24 protein-coding genes and 2 tRNA genes are annotated in these 21,655 nt (G+C 56.2%); 13 read left to right on the forward strand and 13 right to left on the reverse strand.

Going from position 1 to position 21,655, the window contains the following annotated elements; genetic code table 11:
• Positions 1-32: 32 nt before the first annotated feature.
• Positions 33-335, reverse strand: a complete 303-nt coding sequence (locus tag H7A77_RS07055; RefSeq protein ID WP_147837866.1) for a putative quinol monooxygenase — start codon at positions 333-335, stop codon at positions 33-35.
• A 384-nt stretch (positions 336-719) separates the two neighbouring features.
• Here H7A77_RS07055 and H7A77_RS07060 point away from each other — a divergent pair, with 384 nt between their 5' ends.
• Complete coding sequence (locus tag H7A77_RS07060) at positions 720-2,033, forward strand: MFS transporter (RefSeq protein ID WP_182073976.1); 1,314 nt, start codon at positions 720-722, stop codon at positions 2,031-2,033.
• Between the two features lie 74 nt (positions 2,034-2,107).
• The gene (locus H7A77_RS07065; RefSeq protein ID WP_033642614.1) at positions 2,108-2,611 is read left to right on the forward strand and encodes a DedA family protein; all 504 of its coding nucleotides are present in this window, start codon (positions 2,108-2,110) and stop codon (positions 2,609-2,611) included.
• Positions 2,612-2,831: 220 nt separating this feature from the next.
• On the opposite strand, the gene H7A77_RS07070 is transcribed toward H7A77_RS07065, so the two are convergent.
• A tRNA-Arg gene (locus tag H7A77_RS07070) sits at positions 2,832-2,907 on the reverse strand.
• A gap of 350 nt (positions 2,908-3,257) precedes the next feature.
• Here H7A77_RS07070 and cycA point away from each other — a divergent pair.
• Entirely contained in the window at positions 3,258-4,658 is a 1,401-nt protein-coding gene (gene cycA / locus H7A77_RS07075; protein WP_033642613.1) for a D-serine/D-alanine/glycine transporter, read from the forward strand.
• A 50-nt stretch (positions 4,659-4,708) separates the two neighbouring features.
• On the opposite strand, the gene H7A77_RS07080 is transcribed toward cycA, so the two are convergent.
• A complete protein-coding gene (locus H7A77_RS07080; protein WP_033642612.1) occupies positions 4,709-5,632 on the reverse strand; it encodes a DMT family transporter in 924 nt (307 codons plus the stop codon).
• Between the two features lie 67 nt (positions 5,633-5,699).
• Here H7A77_RS07080 and H7A77_RS07085 point away from each other — a divergent pair, with 67 nt between their 5' ends.
• Positions 5,700-6,275 carry a helix-turn-helix domain-containing protein gene (locus H7A77_RS07085; RefSeq protein WP_047024926.1) on the forward strand — a complete coding sequence of 192 codons (576 nt, stop codon included), beginning with the start codon at positions 5,700-5,702 and terminating at the stop codon, positions 6,273-6,275.
• A 117-nt stretch (positions 6,276-6,392) separates the two neighbouring features.
• Entirely contained in the window at positions 6,393-6,860 is a 468-nt protein-coding gene (locus H7A77_RS07090; protein ID WP_033650701.1) for a helix-turn-helix domain-containing protein, read from the forward strand.
• Here H7A77_RS07090 and H7A77_RS07095 read toward each other — a convergent pair.
• A complete protein-coding gene (locus H7A77_RS07095) occupies positions 6,844-7,767 on the reverse strand; it encodes a LysR family transcriptional regulator (protein WP_182073977.1) in 924 nt (307 codons plus the stop codon). The two genes, H7A77_RS07090 and H7A77_RS07095, sit on opposite strands and share 17 nt — an antisense overlap.
• Before the next feature lie 68 nt (positions 7,768-7,835).
• On the opposite strand from H7A77_RS07095, the gene H7A77_RS07100 reads away from it, so the two are divergent.
• The 4 genes from H7A77_RS07100 (at position 7,836) to H7A77_RS07115 (ending at position 10,670) form a co-directional block, all read left to right on the forward strand.
• Positions 7,836-8,453 (forward strand): LysE family translocator, encoded by a 618-nt coding sequence (locus H7A77_RS07100; protein ID WP_033642607.1) that lies wholly within the window; start codon positions 7,836-7,838, stop codon positions 8,451-8,453.
• Between the two features lie 78 nt (positions 8,454-8,531).
• Positions 8,532-9,131: an NAD(P)H:quinone oxidoreductase gene (gene wrbA, locus H7A77_RS07105; RefSeq protein ID WP_033650699.1), complete on the forward strand. Its 600-nt coding sequence runs from the start codon at positions 8,532-8,534 to the stop codon at positions 9,129-9,131.
• A gap of 236 nt (positions 9,132-9,367) precedes the next feature.
• Positions 9,368-9,682: a hypothetical protein gene (locus H7A77_RS07110; RefSeq protein WP_182073978.1), complete on the forward strand. Its 315-nt coding sequence runs from the start codon at positions 9,368-9,370 to the stop codon at positions 9,680-9,682.
• A 187-nt stretch (positions 9,683-9,869) separates the two neighbouring features.
• Entirely contained in the window at positions 9,870-10,670 is an 801-nt protein-coding gene (locus H7A77_RS07115; protein WP_033650698.1) for a DNA/RNA non-specific endonuclease, read from the forward strand.
• 73 nt (positions 10,671-10,743) lie between these two features.
• Here H7A77_RS07115 and H7A77_RS07120 read toward each other — a convergent pair whose 3' ends face one another.
• From H7A77_RS07120 to H7A77_RS07155, 8 genes are all read right to left on the reverse strand, one after another.
• The gene (locus H7A77_RS07120; protein WP_197751833.1) at positions 10,744-11,181 is read right to left on the reverse strand and encodes a helix-turn-helix transcriptional regulator; all 438 of its coding nucleotides are present in this window, start codon (positions 11,179-11,181) and stop codon (positions 10,744-10,746) included.
• Positions 11,182-11,350: 169 nt separating this feature from the next.
• Entirely contained in the window at positions 11,351-11,875 is a 525-nt protein-coding gene (locus H7A77_RS07125; RefSeq protein WP_049866670.1) for a hypothetical protein, read from the reverse strand.
• A gap of 136 nt (positions 11,876-12,011) precedes the next feature.
• Complete coding sequence (locus tag H7A77_RS07130) at positions 12,012-13,076, reverse strand: fimbrial protein (protein WP_089191480.1); 1,065 nt, start codon at positions 13,074-13,076, stop codon at positions 12,012-12,014.
• Between the two features lie 15 nt (positions 13,077-13,091).
• Positions 13,092-15,587: a fimbria/pilus outer membrane usher protein gene (locus tag H7A77_RS07135; RefSeq protein WP_182073979.1), complete on the reverse strand. Its 2,496-nt coding sequence runs from the start codon at positions 15,585-15,587 to the stop codon at positions 13,092-13,094.
• Positions 15,588-15,601: 14 nt separating this feature from the next.
• Positions 15,602-16,297, reverse strand: a complete 696-nt coding sequence (locus tag H7A77_RS07140; RefSeq protein WP_033644245.1) for a molecular chaperone — start codon at positions 16,295-16,297, stop codon at positions 15,602-15,604.
• Positions 16,298-16,351: 54 nt separating this feature from the next.
• Complete coding sequence (locus tag H7A77_RS07145) at positions 16,352-16,948, reverse strand: fimbrial protein (protein ID WP_369795919.1); 597 nt, start codon at positions 16,946-16,948, stop codon at positions 16,352-16,354.
• Positions 16,949-17,769: 821 nt separating this feature from the next.
• Complete coding sequence (locus H7A77_RS07150; protein ID WP_004928089.1) at positions 17,770-17,982, reverse strand: hypothetical protein; 213 nt, start codon at positions 17,980-17,982, stop codon at positions 17,770-17,772.
• A 227-nt stretch (positions 17,983-18,209) separates the two neighbouring features.
• A tRNA-Ser gene (locus H7A77_RS07155) sits at positions 18,210-18,297 on the reverse strand.
• 229 nt (positions 18,298-18,526) lie between these two features.
• Here H7A77_RS07155 and yccA point away from each other — a divergent pair.
• Both yccA and tusE read left to right on the forward strand, forming a co-directional pair.
• Positions 18,527-19,186 (forward strand): FtsH protease modulator YccA, encoded by a 660-nt coding sequence (gene yccA / locus H7A77_RS07160; RefSeq protein ID WP_033642602.1) that lies wholly within the window; start codon positions 18,527-18,529, stop codon positions 19,184-19,186.
• A 110-nt stretch (positions 19,187-19,296) separates the two neighbouring features.
• Entirely contained in the window at positions 19,297-19,626 is a 330-nt protein-coding gene (gene tusE, locus H7A77_RS07165; RefSeq protein WP_033642601.1) for a sulfurtransferase TusE, read from the forward strand.
• Between the two features lie 34 nt (positions 19,627-19,660).
• On the opposite strand, the gene yccX is transcribed toward tusE, so the two are convergent.
• Positions 19,661-19,939, reverse strand: coding sequence for an acylphosphatase (gene yccX, locus H7A77_RS07170; protein ID WP_033650696.1), 279 nt, complete (start codon positions 19,937-19,939; stop codon positions 19,661-19,663).
• A 93-nt stretch (positions 19,940-20,032) separates the two neighbouring features.
• Between yccX and rlmI the strand changes: the two genes are divergently transcribed.
• Together rlmI and hspQ are read left to right on the forward strand one after the other, a co-directional pair.
• Entirely contained in the window at positions 20,033-21,223 is a 1,191-nt protein-coding gene (gene rlmI / locus H7A77_RS07175; RefSeq protein ID WP_182073980.1) for a 23S rRNA (cytosine(1962)-C(5))-methyltransferase RlmI, read from the forward strand.
• A 60-nt stretch (positions 21,224-21,283) separates the two neighbouring features.
• On the forward strand, positions 21,284-21,601 hold the full coding sequence (gene hspQ / locus H7A77_RS07180; protein WP_004928104.1) for a heat shock protein HspQ: 318 nt from the start codon (positions 21,284-21,286) through the stop codon (positions 21,599-21,601).
• The last annotated feature ends 54 nt before the right edge of the window (positions 21,602-21,655 follow it).

Consider the following 21,655-nt stretch of genomic DNA (forward strand, 5'->3'; position numbering starts at 1 on the left):
ATTGACCCCGCCCCCTGCGGGGATTTTTTCGCCTATTTATCGCCTGGTTCAGGGAACGCCTGCATAAACAGGAAGGTGCAAGGCTTGCGCTGATACTGATTGATCTGCGGCACCAGCCGGGTGAAATGCTCGGTCTGGCAATGCACTTCGAGAGCCGCGCGATCCGGCCAGCTTTCGATAAAAATAAAGTGCCCGGGATCCTGCTGGTCGATGCACAGTTCATAACTGATGCACAGCGGCTCCTGCCGGGTTTTCTCCACCAGCTCGCGATACCACGGCATAACGGTGTCAATGTGTTCCGGGTGAATGAAATCTTCAGCAATGACCTTCAGCATGTTGCGCTCCTGCGTTCTGTTGTGCCCTGCTTCACCTTATCGCCCTCCCTCGCGAGATGAAAGCGCCACTCTCCAGTGTCTGTCATCGGGTTCCCAATTCGGTGATAGCGCACACAGATCTCGATCAAAGCGCTTGAACGCCTCCTGGCCCTGTGTGAACTTTCAATTAACAAAAAGACAACACACCATTCACCATGGTGATATCTGTACCGATATGCCGACGCAATACGCGGCGTTTTTTTCGCCCCTAAAGGCCTGACCATTAGTCCTTTAGACCTTTACAGCTCACGCAGAAAAGCCATGTCATCGCCGCATGATGGGCCACGGCGCCAGGACGGTCCTTATGACCGACGCTTATCATTCTCAGAAGAGAGGTTACCGCCAGTGAATCACGCCACCTATGCCGCTCCAGAGCTCAACGTCGCCATCCGCAAAACCTGGCGCAGACTGGTGCCATTGATGTTCGCCATGTACTTCATCGCGTTTATCGACAGGGTCAACGTCGGCTTTGCCAAAGACGCGATGGCCATCGATATCGCGCTATCGCAATCCGCCTTTGCGCTGGGCGCGGGGATATTCTTTGCCGCCTATGCGCTGTTCGGCATTCCGGCCAACCTGTTGATGAATCGCTGGGGCGCCAAACGCTGGCTCAGCGCCACCACCGCGCTGTGGGGGGCATTGTCGGCCTGTACCGGGCTGGTGGCCAACGAGCAGCAATTTATTGTCCTGCGCTTTCTGCTGGGGATCGCCGAAGCTGGCTTTTACCCCGGCATCCTGCTGCTGGCATCTATCTACTTTCCCAATAAGGTGCGCGCCTCGGTCATTGGCATTTTCGTGCTTGGCGTACCGGCGGCCCTGACGCTCGGCTCACCGCTGTCGGGGGCATTGCTGGAGATGCACGGCGTGTTGGGCAAGCCCGGCTGGTTCTGGATGTTCGTGCTGGAAGGGTTGCCGGCCGTCGTCCTCGGCGTCTTCGCCTTTTTCTATCTCGACGATAGCCCAGGGCACGCCCGCTTTCTGACCGAGGAAGAACGTAATGCGCTGGTCACACAGCTGGCCGCTGAACAGCAGCGTACCGAAACCAACAGCGTTAAAGCGGCGATGAGAAGCGGCAAAGTTTGGCATCTGGCGTTGATCTACGGCACCCTGCAAATCGGCGTATACGGCCTGATGTTTTTTCTGCCGTCGCAGATCGCCTCGCTGATGGGCACCCATCTCGGCTTCAAGGCCTCGTTGGTGGCCGCCATTCCCTGGGCATGCTCCGCGCTTGGCGTCTATTTCCTGCCGCGCTATGCCGACAGAAAAACCGCCAGAAGATTGCCGATCGCCGTTGGCTGCATGGTCGCGGCAGCGCTGGGGTTGGTCGTCTCTTCCTATGCCGGCCCGTTGCTCGCTATCGTCGCCCTGAGCTGTTGCGCAGTCAGTTTTCTGGCGGTACAACCCATTTTCTGGACGTTTCCCGCTCAGCTGCTCACCGGTCCGGCGCTGGCGGCCGGCATCGGTTTTTGCACCACGCTCGGCGCCGCATTCAGCTTTTTAGCCCCGCTGATCCGCACTGAGGCGGAACAGCGTTTTCACAGCCCGCATGCCGGGCCGCTGGTGCTGGCCGCCTTTTCACTGCTGTGCGCCGTGCTGTTAGGGGCGCTCAGACATCGGCATGCTGAGGCACGCAAGCAAGACGCAGAGATAACCGGATAGCGACGCGTTATTTAGCCATTATTGAACCTGCGGATGGGACACTGACAGTCAGCCCTCTCGCCCACAGGTGTTAAATGGATGAATTGACGCACATTATCGCCAAATACAGCCCGGAACCGGAGATGTTGCTGCTGCTGATTTTCCTGTTCGCGCTGGGAAAATCCGTGATCGTGGTGTCCTCCGTCCTGCCGCCTGCCTCGGTGACGCTGCTGATGGGCATCCTTGCGGGCAAACATGCGCTGCCGATCGGCGCGGTTTGGGCGGCCATCGCCCTTGGCGCGGCGTTGGGCTCAATCCTGTCTTTCCACTGCGGCGCACTGCTCTGCCGTCGCGATCTTGGCCGCCGGCTGCCGGCACGCTTTCACGCCCCACTGCGCAAAGCGCAACGTTCCTTGCAAAAGCGCGGGCTGCCGCTGCTGTTCGCCTCGCGTTTTCTGGCGGTGATGCGTTACACCGTGCCGCTGATGGCCGGCATGCTGCAACTGCCGGCGAGGCACGTCTATGCCACCGCCGCACTCTCAGCCGCCGTTTGGGCACTGCTCTTGATGTCGGCCGCGCATGTGTTCCCCGTTTCTTGACCTGAAAGATTCTTGGGCAAATGCCCCATCCCTGCGCCGACGTTGCGCCAGCGCACAGCCTCCCTTGCCGTATAAAGTACGGTGCAACATCGCAGTTTGCGCCAGATCACCTTTCTGAACATCAGTCGAAAAATGCGAATTTTTTTGCAGAATACGCGCTTAAAACGGCGCCATGAGGGCACGATCAAAGAAATGTCTGAGCGTAACACGCTGATTTGGTTGGCGGGCCGTACAGGGGGCGAACCTCTGTCTCGTTGATTAGGCGTCAACGGCTCATCCGCCTGAGCTAACGGCCCAACGAGATAAATCGCCCTTCTTGTCAGCCTCGCTGTCAAACGCTTACACCCATTACTTTTTCTCATGCGAATTTTACAACCCTTTGTTTAATCAACGAGATAAGCCGCATAAGGTCTGTTAATCCCATCGTTTGAAGAGTAATCTTCCGCTCCCTGAACGTCCGATTTGCCTCCTCTCGTGTAAAGATTGATCGACTTTTATCCCGCGTATAAATGTTGTAAACATGTTGCACAAAGGTGGCGTTATTGCACTACCTTACTAAAGCCGGACCAACCGGATAAATGTATAAAAAAGAGCCACTTCAGAGCTCACGACTTCACTAATGACAGGTAAAACAGGACATCATCAGATGGTAGATCACTCTAAAATAGCGACTGACGCGACGCCCGCCTCAGAAGATCATCTACGGCGAAACCTCACTAACCGACATATTCAACTGATCGCCATCGGCGGCGCCATCGGCACCGGTCTGTTTATGGGCTCCGGTAAAACCATCAGCCTGGCAGGCCCTTCGATCATCTTCGTGTACATGATCATCGGCTTTATGCTGTTCTTCGTGATGCGCGCCATGGGCGAGCTGCTGCTGTCCAACCTGGAATACAAATCGTTCAGCGATTTCGCCGCGGATCTGCTCGGCCCGTGGGCCGGCTTCTTCACCGGCTGGACCTACTGGTTCTGCTGGGTGGTCACCGGCATCGCCGACGTCGTGGCGATCACCGCCTACGCCCAGTTCTGGTTCCCTGAACTGTCGCAGTGGATCGCTTCGCTGCTGTGCGTGCTGTTGCTGCTCGGCCTTAATCTGGCGACGGTGAAGATGTTCGGCGAAATGGAGTTTTGGTTTGCGATGATCAAAATCGTCGCCATCGTCGGGCTGATCGTCGCCGGGTTGGTGATGATCGCCATGCAGTTCCAGTCGCCGACCGGTACCGTAGCCTCGTTCACCCATCTGTGGAATGACGGCGGCATGTTCCCGAAAGGCATCAGCGGTTTCTTCGCCGGCTTCCAGATCGCGGTATTCGCCTTCGTCGGCATTGAACTGGTGGGCACCACCGCGGCGGAAACCAAGGATCCGGAGAAGTCACTGCCACGCGCCATCAACTCGATTCCGATCCGCATCATCATGTTCTACGTGTTCGCCCTGATCGTCATCATGTCGGTGACGCCGTGGAGCTCCGTAGTGCCGGACAAGAGCCCGTTCGTTGAATTGTTCGTGCTGATTGGCCTGCCGGCCGCGGCCAGCGTGATCAACTTCGTGGTACTGACCTCCGCCGCCTCCTCCGCCAACAGTGGGGTGTTCTCCACCAGCCGCATGCTGTTCGGGCTGGCGCAGGAAGGCGACGCGCCGAAATCGTTCGCCAACCTGTCCAAGCGCGCGGTGCCGGCCAACGGCCTCACCTTCTCCTGCATCTGCCTGCTGGGCGGCGTGGTGCTGATTTACCTGATCCCGAACGTGATGACGGTCTTCACCCTGGTGACCACCGTGTCGGCGATTCTGTTCATGTTCGTCTGGACCATCATCCTGTGTTCGTATCTGGTCTACCGCAAACGGCGCCCGGCGCTGCACCAGAAATCGATCTACAAAATGCCGGCCGGCAAACTGATGTGCTGGGTGTGCATGGCGTTCTTCGTGTTCGTGTTGGTGCTGTTGTCGCTGCGCGAAGACACCCGCCAGGCGCTGATCGTCACCCCGCTGTGGTTCATCCTGCTCGGCCTGTCTTACGTGTTCCTGCGCAAGAAGAAAACCGCGTGATGCAAAAAGGGGCGGATATCTCCGCCCCTTTGCTCTTTTTTGCCTCTGCGCTAATCCGCTTCCGTCGCCACCGCCGCTTTCCCCTTACGCCGTACGCGCAGCTCGCTGACCACCACCCCGATCACAATCAACGCGCCCCCCAACAACGCCACGCCCGGCAAACGCTCACCGGCGAGCCGCCCGACGATGCCCGCCCAGACCGGCTCGCCGGCGTAGATCACCGTAGCGCGCGTGGGTGAAACGCTGCGCTGCGCCCAGTTCATGGTCAGCTGAATCAACGCGCTGGCCAGCCCCAGCCCTATGGCGCTGTACAGCAGGTAATCCGAATACGGCGGCGGCGACTCGCCGGTCGGCGCCATCATCAAAAATGAGGCCAGCGAGGCGGTCGCCAGCTGCACAATGGTCACCCGGCGGATATTCACCTTGCCGGCAAAGGCGCCGATGAGAATGATCTCTGCCGCCATGCCCAGCGTGCCGGCCAGCGTCAGAATTTCGCCGAGGCTCAGCGACATGTCCGTGCTGCTCGGCGCCGCCAGCAGCATCAGGCCGGTAAAGGCCAGCAGAATACCGATCCACGACATGATGCCGGGGAACCGCCCCAGCACCAGCCATTGCAACAGCGGCACGATCGGCACGTACATGGCAGTGATGAACGCCGATTGGCTGCTGGTAATCGTCTGCAGACCGACGGTTTGCATGCTGTAGCCGAACATGATCGCCAGCCCGATAAGTACGCCCGCCTTCAGTTCATACAGGGTCAGGCCGCGCAGCACGCGCAGCGAAAACAGCGTCAACGCCAGCGTGGCGGTGGCGAAACGCAGACCGACGAAAAAGAACGGCCCGCTGACTTGCATCGCGTGATGCACGGCCAAAAAGGTGCCGCCCCAGATCATGGTGATGAAAATCAACACCGCTTCCGGCAACCTGATTTGCGGAACCACGGCGGAAATAAAGGATTTTTTTGCTGCTGACACCGGCTTGCCCTTCCTGCTGAGTGCAATATAATGCACAGATCCTGCCAGTATGAGATAAAGTCCGGCGATGAGCAATACGGCGCATAACGCGAAAACCGATCCCCCCAAAGTGCTGCAGTACCTGAGCAGCAATCTGCGCGGCTACCGCCAACAGGCGGGCCTGAGCCAGATGGCGCTGGCCGAACTTTCCGGCGTCAGCCGCCGCATGCTGGCGGGCATCGAGGCCGGCGATCGCAACGTCAGTCTGGCGGTGCTCGACAAGATCGCCGCCGCCCTGGCGATTTCGTTCACCGATCTGATTCAGGCGCCGGAAGCGCGCGGCAACCATCTGGTGGGCGAATTGGCCTGGCAAGGCGCACAGCCGGGCAGCCAGGCGCTGTTTGCCGCCAGCGTGCCGGCACGCCAACGGGCCGAGCTGTGGGAATGGACGCTGATGCCGGGCGAGCGCTACGACTCGGCGCCGGACGCCGAAGGCTGGAGCGAAATGATCTACGTGATTGCCGGCACCCTGACGCTGGAACTGGAACAAGGCACGCTGACGCTCAGCGCCGGCGCCACGCAAACCTTCAACAGCGATCAGCGCTACGCTTACGCCAACCACGGCGATCTCCCGCTGCGCTTTATCCGCAACGTCGCCTTCTGACTGCCCGCCGGCCCGCACCGGCGGCGGATGTCGTGTCGCTGTCGTGCCGCTGTCGTGGCGCCGCTACCCCGCGCCTCCTACACTGGATGATAGTGACAGCGAACTCGGGAGTGCACCATGCAAAAGTACCGCATCAGACCATTACGCCTGGAAAAAGGCTGGTCGCAGGAGCAGTTGGCGGCCATCGCCGGCCTCAGCACCCGCACCGTACAGCGGATTGAAAACGGCGAACAGGCCAGCCTGGAAACCTTGACCGCAATCGCCGCCGCGCTGGGCGTGCAGGTCAGCGATCTCAACGCGCCGCCGCAGGCACCGCAGGAGGAGACGCCTGAGGCGCAGCGCCTTCGTCGCCAGGTTGCGGCAGAGGGTAAACTGCTGAGCATGGCGGTGCGTTTCGCCGTCATCGGCGCGATATTGCTCGCTGTCAACGTCTTTACCCACCCGCACTATCTCTGGGCGCTATGGGCGATCGGCGGCATGAGCCTCGCGCTGATCATGCGGGCGGTACGTACCCTGCTGCTGCGCAACGTCTTCAGCCGCTGGCAGGAACAGCGGCTGGCGCAAAAACTCAGGCGCCTGCCGTGAGCGTTAGCCACTCGGCCAGCCGGTCCAACGCGCTGCCCGGCACGATAGGCTGCGGCGACAGCAGGTAATAGCCGCTGCCGTCGGGCGTAAAACCGAACGGCGCGCTCAACAAGCCGGCGGCCAGATCGTCTCGCACCTGCAGCCATGGGCCGATTGCGATACCAAGGCCGGCTACCGCGGCCTGCAGGCTGAAATAGAAATGGTCAAAGCGCTGTTCCGGATGCCCCGCCAATATCACCCCCTGCTGATGCGCCCAGTGCCGCCAGGCATCCGGCCGGGTCGCGGCATGCAGCAGTTTGGCGCCCGGCAGCAAAAGCCGCCGTCCGTCCACAGAGGCCGTCAGCCTCGTCAGCGCCTCGGGTTGGCACACCGGCCCGACCTTTTCATTGAACAGCGCCAGGCTATGCGCCTGCTTTCCCCAATCGAAGTCATTGCGCCGGATCGCCGCCGTGATGCCGTCATGGAACGAAAACGGACCGCCGCCCGCCACCAGCTGTAAGTTGATGTCCGGGTGCGCCCGCTGAAAAGCCGGCAAACGCGGGATCAGCCAACGCATCAATAAGGTCGGTTCACAGGACAAGATCAGCGGCGCATTGAGCGCCTGCTGGCGCAGCTCCAGCGCGGTATGGTCCAGAATGCCGAAGGCCTGCTGTGTCGCCTGAAACAGCTTGCGGCCCGCCGCCGTGAGCAGTACTCGCCTATGGCGGCGCTCAAACAACGCCACGCCCAATTCCTCTTCCAGCGCCCTCACCGCCCGGCTGATGGCGCCATGCGTCAAATTCAGCCCCTGCGCCGCCTGGGTGAAACTTTCCAGCCGCGCGGCGGCCTCGAAACAGCGCAGCCCCCCCAACGGCAATGGCCTGGCTCTATTGCGTGAGTTTTTCTCACCGATATCGTCACTATTCATCGTTTGTCACCGAGAAAAATTACTCTTATAAATCAGTCACTCTATTGATAAACATCGCAAGGATAACTATGACTGAACTCATCGCTGTCGTCACCATTACTTTACTCGCTGTAATCAGCCCCGGGCCGGATTTCGCCATGGTCTCGCGCAACAGCCTGCTGCTCTCCCGCCGCGCCGGCATCTTCACCGCCTGCGGCATTGGCGCCGGCGTACTGATCCATGTCAGCTATACGCTGATTGGCGTCGGCGTGTTGATCCAACAGTCGCCCTGGTTGTTTAACCTGCTCAAAGGCATCGGCGCCGCCTACCTGATCTACCTCGGCTTTACGCTGCTGCGCAACGCAACCCATCACGACGCCGCGCCCACCACGACGCCGGCCGCCATCAGCGATCTCGCCGCCCTGAAAACCGGCTTTCTCACCAACGCGTTAAACCCGAAAACCACCATCTTCATCGTCAGTCTGTTCATGCAGGTGGTCTCTCCCCACACCGCGCTCGGCGTACAGATCGGCTATGGCCTCTTTATCGCCGCCGTCCATGTATTCTGGTTCGCCGCCGTCGCGCTGCTGTTTTCCGCGCCGGGCGTCAATGCGCGCTTTTTGCGTTTGCGCCGCGGCATCGATCGCACCTTTGGCGGGCTACTGATTGTCTTTGGCGCCCTGTTGGCGATCGCCGGCATCAGGTAACGCCACGACGCCAAGTTCGTCATTCGCTTCTATGCTTATCAGGGGTTTTTGTTAATCATCTGAGCGGGAGTACGAAACATGACGAAACTGTTGGTGCTTTATTACTCAATGTACGGCCACATCGAACGCCTGGCGCAGGCGGTGGCCGAAGGGGCGAATCGGGTCGATAACGTGGACGTAACGGTCAAACGCGTGCCGGAAACCATGACGCCGGAAGCCTTCGCCAAAGCCGGGGGCAAGCAACACCAGCAGGCGCCGGTCGCCACCCCGCAAGAGCTGGCGGACTATGATGGCATTATCTTCGGTACGCCGACCCGCTTCGGCAACATGGCCGGACAGATGCGCACCTTCCTCGATCAGACCGGCGGCCTGTGGGCTTCCGGCGCGCTGTACGGCAAGGTGGGCAGCGTATTTTCCTCCACCGGCACCGGCGGCGGCCAGGAGCAAACCATCAGTTCGACCTGGACCACGCTGGCGCACCACGGCTTCATCATCGTGCCGATCGGCTATGCGACGCCGGAGCTGTTTGACGTTTCGCAGGTGCGCGGGGGCACCCCCTATGGTGCGACCACTATCGCCGGCGCCGACGGTTCGCGACAGCCGAGCAACGAAGAGCTGACCATTGCCCGCTATCAGGGCGAGCACGTGGCGAAAATCACCGCCAAGCTGAAAAGTTAATCGCCCTCCTGCACCCGTGATTCAAAGGGCCGCGCATTCGCACGGCCCCATCTTGTTGCCGACCCGCCGCAAGGTTAGAATGCCCCTCCCCCGGCCATTCAGCGTCTGAAGGCCAGGCCCGAATTCGTTCTGCCCGTCGCTCATCGGCTTTCAGCCCGAGGACGGGCGTTCTGTTTTTTGCGCACAGCGAAGGGAATAAGTCAGTGTCTAAAGATTTTGATGAACTAATAAGAGACATGGATCTTATTATTGAAAATGTAGACAGCTTCAAAGCTCTGGCTCCGCGCGCGCCCGATCCGGCTCCGGCCCCGCCGCCGCCGGTTCATCACTACGACTCGTTCTGCGAAAACATCGCGTTGAAAGTGGTATTGAAGGTGCTGCTGTCTTCGGTGGACAAGATAGTCAAAGTGCAGATCGCCAACAAGGTCGAGCAAGAGATCGCCCAAATTGAGCAGCAGGTGGTGCGCGCCGGCGGCGGGCCGGTATCACCGGACGATCTGGCGCAGATGACGCACTACGTTCGCCGCACGGTCAACGACCTGCTGGAATAACCCCCTTTTGAAACGGCGTCTGTTGGACGCCGTTTTTATTTCTGCCGACTTTAACGTGCGGTATCGCTGTACCATGACTGACACATTCACAACATGAATGTGTTGCATTGTTGTATTCGTTTCACTGCGATAAGTTTAATTTACTGTAAATATATACAGCATTTTTTAACTTATTGAGGATATGAATATGCGCTTTAACAACAAGATGTTGGCCCTGGCCGCCCTGCTGTTCGCCGCACAGGCGTCGGCCGAGACGCTCGAATCTATCGACAACTGCGCGGTTGGCTGCCCGACCGGCGGCAGCAGCAATGTATCGATCGTGCGTCATGCTTATACGTTGAACAATAACAGCACCACCAAATTCGCCAACTGGGTGGCCTATCACATCACCAAAGACACGCCGGCCAGCGGCAAGACGCGCAACTGGAAAACCGACCCGGCGCTCAATCCGGCAGATACCCTGGCCCCTGCCGATTACACCGGCGCCAACGCGGCGCTGAAGGTCGATCGCGGCCATCAGGCGCCGCTGGCCTCGTTGGCCGGCGTTTCCGACTGGGAATCGCTGAACTACCTGTCCAACATCACGCCGCAAAAGTCCGACCTGAACCAGGGCGCCTGGGCGCGGTTGGAAGATCAGGAGCGCAAGCTTATCGATCGCGCGGACATCTCTTCGGTCTATACCGTGACCGGGCCGCTGTATGAACGCGATATGGGCAAACTGCCGGGCACCCAGAAAGCGCACACCATCCCCAGCGCCTACTGGAAGGTGATTTTCATCAACAACAGCCCGGCGGTGAACCACTATGCCGCTTTCCTGTTCGATCAAAACACGCCGAAGGGCGCCGATTTTTGCCAATTCCGCGTGACGGTGGACGAGATCGAGAAACGCACCGGCCTGATCATCTGGGCTGGTCTGCCTGACGACGTACAGGCTTCGCTGAAGAACAAGCCCGGCGTTCTGCCGGAGTTGATGGGCTGCAAAAACTGACGGAAAAACCCGCTTCGGCGGGTTTATTTTACTCGGGCATCAGACGGCGCTCACTCCGCCAACGGCATCACGCTTACACTCGCTCATCCGCCGCAACAATAAATTGGTGAAAACGTTCGATTTCCAATTTACGCATGGCGTTCATTTTATGCTGGCTGACGGTTTTCTCGGAAATGCCCAACGCCTTAGCGACGCCGGTATTCGGTTTTCCCGCCAGCAGCATGGCCAACACCGAAAGCTCGCGCGGCGACAGGCTCTGCCCTTTGCAGCTCGCGGTGAACATTTTTATTGCCTCAACGAACGTCGTAAGACCGATGTTTTTTTTCAGACAGTTAAAATTCGCCAGTCGCGGCGTTTCCACGCCGGTTAAGACGATCGTATTGTCAGGCCTGTCGATAATATGCGATAAGAAATTCATAACCCGACAGATAGACGAGAAAGAGACGATGACCACTTCTGCATGACAATACATGGCATGTAATCCACGGCGTGCAGATGAATGCAGACCCATAACTTCAACGCCCTCCAACGACATTAAGATCTGCGATATGCCATAGAATAAATAGTAATCATCAGAAAATATAGCCACTCGCACAGGATCACCCCATTGCTATTTATCATGGGCGCGTTTTTAACAACGCCCCCATGGCAGTCATGTCAATTAAATTTATTGGTTCGACTTACTTAAGTGAAGAACATAATGAGATCAGCAATGCGGACAGCGATGAAAGATATTTTTCATCCAAATTCATAATGCCATCTTCACTGTATTTCACGTTATTATCTAGAATTTCATGAATACTCTCGACGGCGCATACGGCATCCTTCCAAACTACGCGCCGACCGAAAGGCGAAGCGCCGAGATATTGCGCGCTTTGGCGAAAACCAACGATAAAATCGCGCAATATATCGAGCACAATCAATACTTCCTCCCTGCTGACACACCGCTTCATTTGCACTTTATCCAGGAAAACGCTGAGCGTGCTTTGTAAGGAAAACAGGTTCTTGAACAACCCGCCGGCGATATCCTTCGGTGTTTTCACGCTGGTTGATATGACAAAAGGGAGCTCTCCATGCTGCGAGATATATTGATAAAGCCCATTTATCGCCGTCGTCGGCTTAATATCCAAACCGCGAAGAATGACGTCAACCTCATCTTTTAGCGATTTTTCCACTTTGACACCGATCTGGATTTGTTCCGTCATACAATTCATCCTCAACATAGAGATCCGGATTAAACACCAATATTATTCAAGCAAATAATATTCGCCACCAATTACCATGTTAAGATTTTTCTTATATGTGGCAACCTGTTTTTTATTATTAAAAATAACAAAAGAATTATTTATATATAATGTTAAGCGTAGCCGATGTGTTAATTCCCCCGCTGCTCATTGCGGTGGGGCTGTAAGGATAATAATAGGCCGCCATGCCGATGGAAAATTGCGCATCCAAGGCATTGCCGGTTCCCACGTGAAATAATGAAGTCGCCGCGCCTGGCGTCACGCTGGAAAGCGACAGCGTGACGGGATTATTCGGCGAAGCCGTCTTGACCAGCCGGATGCCAATGCCTTTTGCCGCCTCAGGGCTTTTATCAATCAAAACCGTATTATCCGAAGACAACAGATTATTGCTGGATAAAAACATATTGATATCCCGATCGGCCGTGCCGCCACTTTGCCGATTCTGGCAGCTGAAATTCAGCGTAAAGGGCGTCAGGCCATTTTGCGCCCCCTGAGTAATCTGCGATATCCCCAGCGTCGGCAACTTCACCGCCAGGCCGGCATTGTCGAAAGTGCAGGTCGTCATCTTGGGCGCATACTTGATGGTCATCGGCTGCCCGTACATGTCGCGCTGATCGTAAGGCCAATTGAAACCGTTGAGCAGCCAGGTCAAAATCTTCACCAACTGCTTGGCGGGCCACAAAATGATCTCCAGCAAGGACATCCCGCTCAGATCGGTCACGAACATCACGTCCTTAAGGCTAACCGTGTCGCCGGGTATCGATGTGCCCGTCTTGCTGACCAGACTGAAACGAATATTCATCGGCTGATTCAATTCCGAAGCGGAGTGCGATCCCCAACCGCTAAGTTTTTTGTTGGCGATGTCGTTGGTTATTTCCGCGCGTATCCAATATTTACCGTTGTTGAATCCCAGAATGGTCGCCTTTGTGCTGTCGGTTGACAGGATGCGCGTATAGCCGAATTCGCTGCTCGAGGTTGAACAACTGAATGAACCGCTGTATTGCGTATAAAAACTGCCTTCCCAGACCGGGGTTTTATCGCTGAGCTTATCCGACAAATCGACGTAGATAGGCGGCGCATATTGGATGCCGTTGCCGTAGCATGAAGCGTAACTGTAACCGCTGAACAACAGGGACAGGGTCAGTGCGAGTATCCTGAGCATGGTGTAATTATCCTTTTATCGACATGTGTTGGCTGCGCTGTCCATCGAGATTTTCGGGCGTTCAATCTTGCAGACACCGTCATTCAGCCTGACCTCCAGCGACGTTGGCTGCTGCTCCACCCGCAGATACAGGACGCTGGCCTGCCCGACGAAGCCAATGGCATGCCCGCTTTGATCCGCCACCTCCGCACCAAATGGCAGGGGCTTATTGCCGGGCTTAAAGGCGCGCAGCGTATAAGGCCGACGCCGATCGGTTTCGAATCTCAAATAGTTGACGGCGCCGGCATAGGGCACGCTGTTGGCGATATTGCCGACGATCTCGGCGCCGGAACTGTTGCCGGTATCCGACAATGTCACGGAGTTTTGCCGGTAAGGCGTGGCGTAAGGCACCAAAGCCAGCCCTTCGTCGTTAGTGACGATACTCTCGTCGCCGTTCACCATCAGCCCTTTGGCCTTGGGCGCGTCCACCACCATCATGGTGTTGCCCATTTCGTTGGACGCCAGCAAATGCCAAGGGATCGCCACCAGGCTGCCGCGGGCGCTCATGCCCAACTGTCGATAGTCTGATGATTCACTGTAGGAGCCGCCGACGGTCGTCGCGTTGGCGCGATAGGCGGCATTCACGCTCGCCATGCTGTTGCCGCCACTTTGATTGCTGCCGGCAAGCGCATAACTCAGACGGTTTGATTCCAGCGCATTGCCGCTCAGGCTCAGCGAGCTTTGCTGATAGTGCGAATCGGTGGCGGATAAGCTGGTGCTGAGATAGGCATTGTTGTCGAACATCGACAACGGCACGCTCAAAGAGAGATAAAACCGCGTCTCTTCTTTGCGATCGGAATTTCTCACGCGACTCGCGGAAATGTTGTAACTGACGCGCGCGAAGGCATTTGAATACCCGAGCTGGTATTCCCGGCTTTTATTCGTATCCGACCAATAGTCGCGCTGGGTGCCGGAGAAATAGAGCGTGCCCCACCCTTCTGCGAGCCTCTGATTCAGGTTCAAATTGAAGGTATTGCGCGGACGAGCGGCGCGAACGGCGTCCCAGGTATTCAAATCCAGCGGGGCAAGCTCATGGTCATCCCGATCGTTCCAATAATCGTGAAAGCGCTTGTCACGCTCGCGGTAGCCTTGATGGGTGTAGATGGCATCGTTGAAACTGTAATAACCTTTGGTCGAATAACGGTATGCCGCCAGCGTGAAGTTGGTTGCGGTAGCGTCCAAAAACTTGCTGTAGGCGATCCGAAAACTTTGCCCATTCTCGTTGCGATCCTGCAAATGCGTCGAGGCCTGAGTCACATCGACGGATACCGCGCCGAACGGCAGATTCCAGCCACTGCCCAGCAGCCAGGCGCGATAGTCCTCGCTGAGGATCGTACCGGCGTAACCGGTGACCAGATTATTGAAGCCGTACTGCAGCGTGCCCTGCACGAAAGCGGGCGCATAGTCGGTATCCGCCTGATTGACCTTACCGGCAACCAGGCCATATTTGCTGACGCCCTGCTTCAACATGTTGGGAACGGCGGAAAACGGCACGGTAAAGGATTGTTCCCGCCCGTCGGCTTCCCTGACAACGACCAACAGATCCCCCGCAGAACCGGTCGGCAATATATTGTCCAGCGTAAAGGCGCCCGGCGGCACGTTCTCCTGATAGATGAGGTTGCCGTTTTGCAATACTTTCACCAGGGCATTGCTCTGCGCCACGCCCCGTACTATCGGCGAAAAGCCCTGCTGCGAATTGGGCCGCATGTTGATATCCGAGGCTAAAGCGCCGCCCCGCACCCGAATCGAGTCGAACAAATCACCCGGCGAATAGAAATCGCCCATCGTCAGGTTCGATTTGATGGCGGCGAAGCCACGCTGCACATAGCGAGTATTATTTTGCCAATCGCTGCCTTGCCGCGAACTGCTGCGGAAATTGCTGCTGTCTCTGAATTGCCAACCCGCCAGATTGACCCCCGATTCCAAACCGGTATAGAAATCGTCGTTTGACGCCTTGTCGCCCTGCAACGACTGCACGTGGTAATAGGTGGCGTTATAGGCCAGCAGCAACGCAGGCACGCCGCGATCCCAAAATTTGGCGTCAACATAGCCGGCCTCTGCGCGAATCACTCGCGACTGAGGCACCGTCAGCTTAAGGCTCAACGTCCCCACATCGAAGTCCGCCCTTCCTCCTTGCACCAACGTTTGGACGGGGATCGGCCCCTTGTCCACCCCGATGGACAAACGACTCATATCGATGCCCAACAGGGCGGCGTCACGATGGGCGATGCGAATATCGCCTTTATGTTCGCCGAACTGCAACGAGAACCGCCCTTTCCAACTCTGGTTGACATACACGTCGACCGTTTGCGTGCCTGCCGGCATGTCATTATTGAGGTAAAAACGCGACAGATCGGATTCGCTGGACGCGCCGGCCAATAGAGAAGTGTCGAATTTCATCGCCGATGCTTTATTTAACGGTATGAATACAGATGCGGTCAGTATCGAAAGCAATTTTAGTTTAAGCTTCATGGCCGTTCTTCACGTTAGCGGGCTGTAATGGCTTTAGATTTATAAGCCCCCAGGTCGTCGATATAGAGCAGGGTGTAGGGAATATTCCGGCTCACGCCAACTTTGGTCGGGGCAAAGAGGCTGGAATATGGCCCGACCATCACTGAATCGACCAACAGATTCTTTTTGCCTTTCTGATCAACATTGGCCAACGTAAAATAGTAAGGGCCTTTGTTGATAACCTTAAATCCCTTCCCCGCCGCCTGGAGTTCAATGAAGTCGGTGATGTTATTGACACTGCCGGTTAACCCTGCCGGGCGATAAAATAGCTTGATGCGTGATTTGATGGCTAATTGCAGCGTATTGACGCCCTGCAAATTCTCCGGCGTAGGCGGGATATCCAGCACATTCAAATAAAATACCGACTCACGATCGCCGGGAAGCGCCGCGTTCATTTTTTGTATGCGTAATTGCTGGCCATTATTTCCGGCAACTTTCACAACCGGCGGGGATAACAAGAACGGCACGTTTGCCGTTTCAGGCGTCGAATTTATATCACCGTCATCAATCCATGCCTGCACCAGTGCCGGATCGTCACCATTGTTGACTAACTGAACGATAACATCCTTGTTTTTTTCCGGATAAATAACGCGCGTTCCATTAATTACAATATTGGCATCGGCGCAAAAGCTGCTGAGAAACAATCCAGCAAAGATTAAGCACTGTTTCATAGTCACCCCAGAAGCCAGGCCTTTGCCTTGGGCGCAGGCCTGGCTTAATTGCAATTACAGGTAAGAAATGGTGTAAGTCACGTTGGAACTCAATTCCCCCACTTTTGCCGCCAACGCATTGGTCTTGTAGTAATAGGCGTCCAGCGTCAGCGTTTCGGCATCCGGCGCCGTTTTATCGCCTTTGATCTTGGTGACATAAGGCACGTTCAACGGAATCGGCGTGGATGAACCCGGCTCAGCCAGAGAAAAACCGACGTTTTTCGCTACGGCGGCGTCGCTTTCATTCACGGAGCTGTTCAGCAGATATTTCCCGTCGGTAGAGATATTATTCGCCGAAGAGAAGTAGATCTTCAGCGGCGTACCGGCCGTTCCCGCCGCCGGCGTGCAGCCGGAGAACGTCAGCGAGAAAGATTTCTTGTTTTTGGTGATGGGGCCGACCACGGTGCCCGCATCAGTCACGGAAATCGGGCTGAGCGCAACGGTAAAATCGGCGCTTTTCCCGCCATTGATGGTACAAGTGGTATCCGTAACGGCACCGCTAAACGAAATAACGCCACCGGCGGAATTATCTGCCGCCGTTGCGCCCACAGATGTTAACGCGGCAGCCAATACCGCCAAAGAGATGCCTTGCTTAATCATAATAAACCCCATTACTTTCTTCGCTGAGAGAGCATATATAAAATGACCTACACCATTAAACCGTTTAGAGGCTAACGAAGCTTAGGCAATAGCAGAGTATTGACAGCATCCTGCCATCTAAAAGTTTATATGCGACGGTATATATTTATATATATCCAAGTGTATTCTAAAAGGTATCCGACAATGGGAAAAATCTCATTCACCGCCAGATGCAGGACATATTAATTCCAAAGACAAAAAAATTGCAACATCGAATCAAATAATTTTCATGACAATAAAAAAAATGAATCGAGCAATGGCCGGAAGGATGTGTGCCTTAAAAGAGTGAGTACGGCAGGCTGCTTACTGCGCGGGTTAAATGAGCGCCGTCATTTCCTCATAAAAGCGCTTGTGGCATAAAAAACAAAAAACCATTGATATAAAAAGAAAAAATACACAAAGAAAAATCTTAGATTTCTTAACCCTCCTCCTTCCTCCACGTACGGTTTACTTTTCCCCTACCTTAAAAAATTAGCCAACCTACCGCTATAGGAGTAGCCCGAAAATGCGATACTCTCTGCACATGAATATTCAGACAAACAAGAAACAGCGTCCGAATTTTTCTTTGCTCAGTCGATAAGGATGAATTTTTCAGAGAAAAATATATCTTTCCCTATCAATATAAAACCCACCTTTAAAGTATATTAAAAAATATACTGAAAGATAATTCATTTAAATAAATCGCTACAGGGGGCAAACAAGATAGGGGAAAAGGGATGCATCGCGAGTAACGGCGGGAATAAAAAACCCGAGCGCCACAGGCTCGGGTTGATAGCAACACAGACATTCGACGATCAGAGCGGCTTTTCAGTCCGTACGATGCCGTGATTCTTCATCACCTCTTCCATCGTAAGGCTATCGTCATACGGCGTCTCGTCGACCACGACGTCTTTCGGACGCTCATAGGGTTTGGTCGCACGTTTGAACATCCACCACCATACGAACACCAGGAAAGCGCCGGACTTGAGAAAAATCATGGTCCATAGGGCGACTTGATACCAGTTCATCTCTGTCTCCTAAGAGTATTAAGCAAAATCGATAAGGCGGCGTTAATTATCGTGCCAGTCACGCCTGACAGCAGCAGGCATCCGAGCGGCCTGCCTTGATGACCGCATAATCTCACCGATGCGTAGCCCTTATCAATAGCCGTTCGCGTTTCCTGCGGGCGACCGTCAAGTTCTCAGCACGCAAAAGCAAAAAACCCCGCGCTCTAAGAGCGCGGGGTCAGAATGTATGGCGGAGGAGCAGAGATTCGAACTCTGGAACGGTTTCCCGTCGACGGTTTTCAAGACCGTTGCCTTCAGCCACTCGGCCACCCCTCCGCAACGACGCGCACTATAAACAGAGCTTATTCGCTTGTAAAGCCCAGGCGCGTTCAACCGCGCGAAAAATCGACGGAATGATGCAAGCCAGCGAACAAACGTGCGGCCGCTCCCCCCGCTGTTGCAACAATGATAACTAAGGGTAAAGATTGGTAAACAAACTTTAATCAAGCGCTTGCGCTGCCTATCATCGGGATTATTTTGTGATGGCCTGATAAGAGAGATCATTATGGACCGCATTGTCGTCTCGTCTTCCTCGCGCGACTCCCTGCTCAGCACGCATAAAGTCCTGCGCAACACCTATTTCCTGTTATCCCTGACGCTGGCTTTCTCGGCGCTGACCGCAACCGCCAGTACCCTGCTGGGCCTGCCTGCGCCGGGCTTGCTGCTGATGCTGGTTGGCTTCTACGGCCTGATGTTCCTGACGCATAAACTGGCCAACAGCCCGGCAGGCATTCTGGCGGCGTTCGCGTTGACCGGTTTCATGGGGTATGCCCTCGGCCCGATCCTCAGCTCGTTCCTGAACGCCGGCGCGGGCGATCTGATCATGCTGGCGCTGGGCGGCACCGCCGCGGTGTTCTTCTGCTGCTCGGCCTACGTGCTGACCACCCGTAAAGACATGTCGTTCCTGTCCGGCATGATGATGGCCGGTTTTGTGGTGCTGCTGGTGGCGGTGATCGCCAACCTGTTCCTGCAGATCCCTGCTCTGCACCTGGCGATCAGCGCGCTGTTCATTCTGTTCTCCGCCGGCGCGATCCTGTGGGAAACCAGCAACATCATTCACGGCGGCGAGACCAACTACATTCGCGCCACCGTCAGCCTGTACGTATCGCTGTACAACATGTTCATCAGCCTGTTGAGCATTCTGGGCTTCGCCCGCAGCAACTGATCGCGTGTTACCCCGCCTTCCAGGCCCCGCTCCGGCGGGGCTTTATTTTTTGCGGCTGAAAAAATTTGCTAAACTGGCGGCCGTTCCGAATTATCCGTTATCGAGGCAGTATGTTGGAGTTTGAAGGTCGGGTTATCGACACTGACGCGCAGGGCTATCTGAAAAACAGCGCCGACTGGCATGAAGGCCTGGCGCCGCTGCTGGCCGCGCAGGAAGAGATCGTGCTCACCGAAGCACACTGGGAAGTGGTGCGCTTTGTGCGCGACTTCTATCAGGAATTCAATACTTCACCGGCTATTCGCATGCTGGTCAAAGCCATGGCGCAGAAATACGGCGAAGAAAAAGGCAACAGCCGCTATCTGTACCGCCTGTTCCCGAAAGGGCCGGCCAAACAGGCCACCAAGATCGCCGGGTTGCCCAAACCGGTAAAATGCATCTGACCGCTCCGTCCTCAGCGCCGCTGCAGGCGAGCGCTTAATAGCGAATGCCGAACCCGTCGTAGTCGGCTACGCCTTGCGGCTCCACCAGCACGCGTTCGACGCGCGCGCTGCGCGGGCCGCCCTGCTTCAGCCATGCGACCAGCGAGTCCACCTGCGCCTGTGTGCCGCAGGCCACCACCTGAACGCTGCCGTCATCAAGGTTGCGCGCATAGCCCGTCACCCCCAGCGCCTCAGCCTGCCGCTGAGTGGAATAGCGAAACCCTACCCCCTGCACCACGCCATACACATACGCAGCAATGCAAACTTGTGTCATAATCGCCCCCTTAATTCAGTTTTCGTTATGGCATTGCCGTGCCTTTGCACCGCCGTGTCACTCTTTCTATCCTAGCTGGCAGCATTATTAATTATGACCGTACGCCTGTTTCTCGCCAAAGGACGTGAAAAGTCCTTACTCCGTCGTCACCCTTGGGTATTCTCCGGCGCCGTTCAACGCGTCGAGGGCAAAGCGCTCTCCGGTGAAACCATCGATATTCTCGACAGCCAGGGCAAATGGCTGGCTCGCGGCGCCTATTCGCCCGAGTCGCAGATCCGCGCACGCGTCTGGACTTTCCAGCAGGATGAAGAGATTAACATCGATTTCTTCATTCGCCGCCTGCAGCAAGCGCAAAGCTGGCGTGATTGGGTCGCGCAGCGCGACGGCCTGGACGGATACCGCCTGATCGCCGGCGAGTCCGACGGCCTACCGGGCATCACTATCGATCGCTTCCAGAATTTCCTGGTGCTGCAGCTGCTGTCCGCCGGCGCCGAATATCAGCGCCCGGCTCTGCTTTCCGCTCTGCAGCATTGTTACCCGGAATGTTCAATTTACGACCGTTCCGACGTGGCGGTGCGTAAAAAAGAAGGCCTGCTGCTGGCGCAAGGCCCGGTGCTGGGCGATCTGCCGCCGGAGCTGCTGCCGATCACCGAACACGGCATGAAACTGCTGGTGGACATTCAGCAAGGGCACAAGACCGGTTTCTATCTCGATCAGCGCGACAGCCGCCTGGCGGCGCGTAACTACTCCGCCGGCCGCCGGGTGCTGAACTGCTTCTCTTACACCGGCGCCTTCGCCGTTTCCGCTCTGATGGGCGGCTGCGCGCAGGTGATCAGTGTAGATACCTCGCAGGCGGCGCTGGATATCGCCAGACAGAACGTCGAGCTCAACAAGTTGGATCTGAACAAGGCAGAGTTCGTTCGCGATGACGTGTTCCAACTGCTGCGCAACTACCGCCCCCAGGGCGAGAAATTCGATCTGATCATCATGGATCCGCCGAAGTTCGTCGAGAACAAAAACCAGCTGGCCAGCGCCTGCCGTGGCTACAAAGACATTAATATGCTGGCGTTGCAGCTGCTGAACCCGGGCGGCATTCTGCTCAGCTTCTCTTGCTCCGGGCTGATGCCGACCGATCTGTTCCAGAAAATTTTGGCCGACGCCGCTGTAGATGCCGGACGTGATGTACAATTTATAGAACAGTTCCGCCAGGCTGCCGATCACCCGGTGATCGCCACGTACCCTGAGGGGCTGTATCTGAAAGGCTTCGCTTGTCGGGTGATGTAACTTGAAATGCGCTGCCTTGCCCCCATATATGAGCAAGGCATTGTTTCTCAGGAGGTCATCATGATTGCCAGCAAATTCGGTATCGGACAACAGGTTAGGCATAAACTGCTGGGGTATTTGGGCGTCGTTATCGATATCGACCCTGAATACTCTTTGGAACAACCCAAAGCTGACGAGATAGCGGCGAACGATGAACTGCGTTCCGCTCCTTGGTACCACGTGGTGATGGAAGACGAGGAAGGCCAACCGGTGCATACCTATCTGGCGGAAGCGCAGCTGGATGGCGAGCCCCAGGAAGCGCATCCCGAGCAACCATCGCTGGATGAACTGGCGGAATCCATCCGTCACCAGTTACAGGCGCCACGCTTGCGCAATTGACCGCGCCAAGACCTGAGAAACCCTGAAAGAGCCCGGCATCGCGCCGGGCTCTTT

Source organism: Serratia sp. ME47 (assembly GCF_903970925.1).
Lineage (GTDB): Bacteria > Pseudomonadota > Gammaproteobacteria > Enterobacterales > Enterobacteriaceae > Serratia > Serratia ureilytica.

Bases quoted from the DNA above. Each gene is read 5' to 3' on its own strand.
- yccX (WP_033650696.1), bottom strand. From the start codon at position 19,939: ATGACACAAGTTTGCATTGCTGCGTATGTGTATGGCGTGGTGCAGGGG.
- H7A77_RS07150 (WP_004928089.1), bottom strand. From the start codon at position 17,982: ATGAACTGGTATCAAGTCGCCCTATGGACCATGATTTTTCTCAAGTCC.
- H7A77_RS07140 (WP_033644245.1), bottom strand. From the start codon at position 16,297: ATGAAACAGTGCTTAATCTTTGCTGGATTGTTTCTCAGCAGCTTTTGC.
- H7A77_RS07055 (WP_147837866.1), bottom strand. From the start codon at position 335: ATGCTGAAGGTCATTGCTGAAGATTTCATTCACCCGGAACACATTGAC.
- H7A77_RS07095 (WP_182073977.1), bottom strand. From the start codon at position 7,767: ATGAATAGTGACGATATCGGTGAGAAAAACTCACGCAATAGAGCCAGG.
- H7A77_RS07085 (WP_047024926.1), top strand. From the start codon at position 5,700: ATGAGCAATACGGCGCATAACGCGAAAACCGATCCCCCCAAAGTGCTG.
- wrbA (WP_033650699.1), top strand. From the start codon at position 8,532: ATGACGAAACTGTTGGTGCTTTATTACTCAATGTACGGCCACATCGAA.
- H7A77_RS07135 (WP_182073979.1), bottom strand. From the start codon at position 15,587: ATGAAGCTTAAACTAAAATTGCTTTCGATACTGACCGCATCTGTATTC.
- H7A77_RS07115 (WP_033650698.1), top strand. From the start codon at position 9,870: ATGCGCTTTAACAACAAGATGTTGGCCCTGGCCGCCCTGCTGTTCGCC.
- H7A77_RS07100 (WP_033642607.1), top strand. From the start codon at position 7,836: ATGACTGAACTCATCGCTGTCGTCACCATTACTTTACTCGCTGTAATC.
- H7A77_RS07090 (WP_033650701.1), top strand. From the start codon at position 6,393: ATGCAAAAGTACCGCATCAGACCATTACGCCTGGAAAAAGGCTGGTCG.
- H7A77_RS07065 (WP_033642614.1), top strand. From the start codon at position 2,108: ATGGATGAATTGACGCACATTATCGCCAAATACAGCCCGGAACCGGAG.
- H7A77_RS07120 (WP_197751833.1), bottom strand. From the start codon at position 11,181: ATGGGTCTGCATTCATCTGCACGCCGTGGATTACATGCCATGTATTGT.
- H7A77_RS07125 (WP_049866670.1), bottom strand. From the start codon at position 11,875: ATGACGGAACAAATCCAGATCGGTGTCAAAGTGGAAAAATCGCTAAAA.
- tusE (WP_033642601.1), top strand. From the start codon at position 19,297: ATGTTGGAGTTTGAAGGTCGGGTTATCGACACTGACGCGCAGGGCTAT.
- H7A77_RS07145 (WP_369795919.1), bottom strand. From the start codon at position 16,948: ATGGGGTTTATTATGATTAAGCAAGGCATCTCTTTGGCGGTATTGGCT.
- rlmI (WP_182073980.1), top strand. From the start codon at position 20,033: ATGACCGTACGCCTGTTTCTCGCCAAAGGACGTGAAAAGTCCTTACTC.
- H7A77_RS07110 (WP_182073978.1), top strand. From the start codon at position 9,368: ATGGATCTTATTATTGAAAATGTAGACAGCTTCAAAGCTCTGGCTCCG.
- hspQ (WP_004928104.1), top strand. From the start codon at position 21,284: ATGATTGCCAGCAAATTCGGTATCGGACAACAGGTTAGGCATAAACTG.
- H7A77_RS07130 (WP_089191480.1), bottom strand. From the start codon at position 13,076: ATGCTCAGGATACTCGCACTGACCCTGTCCCTGTTGTTCAGCGGTTAC.
- yccA (WP_033642602.1), top strand. From the start codon at position 18,527: ATGGACCGCATTGTCGTCTCGTCTTCCTCGCGCGACTCCCTGCTCAGC.
- cycA (WP_033642613.1), top strand. From the start codon at position 3,258: ATGGTAGATCACTCTAAAATAGCGACTGACGCGACGCCCGCCTCAGAA.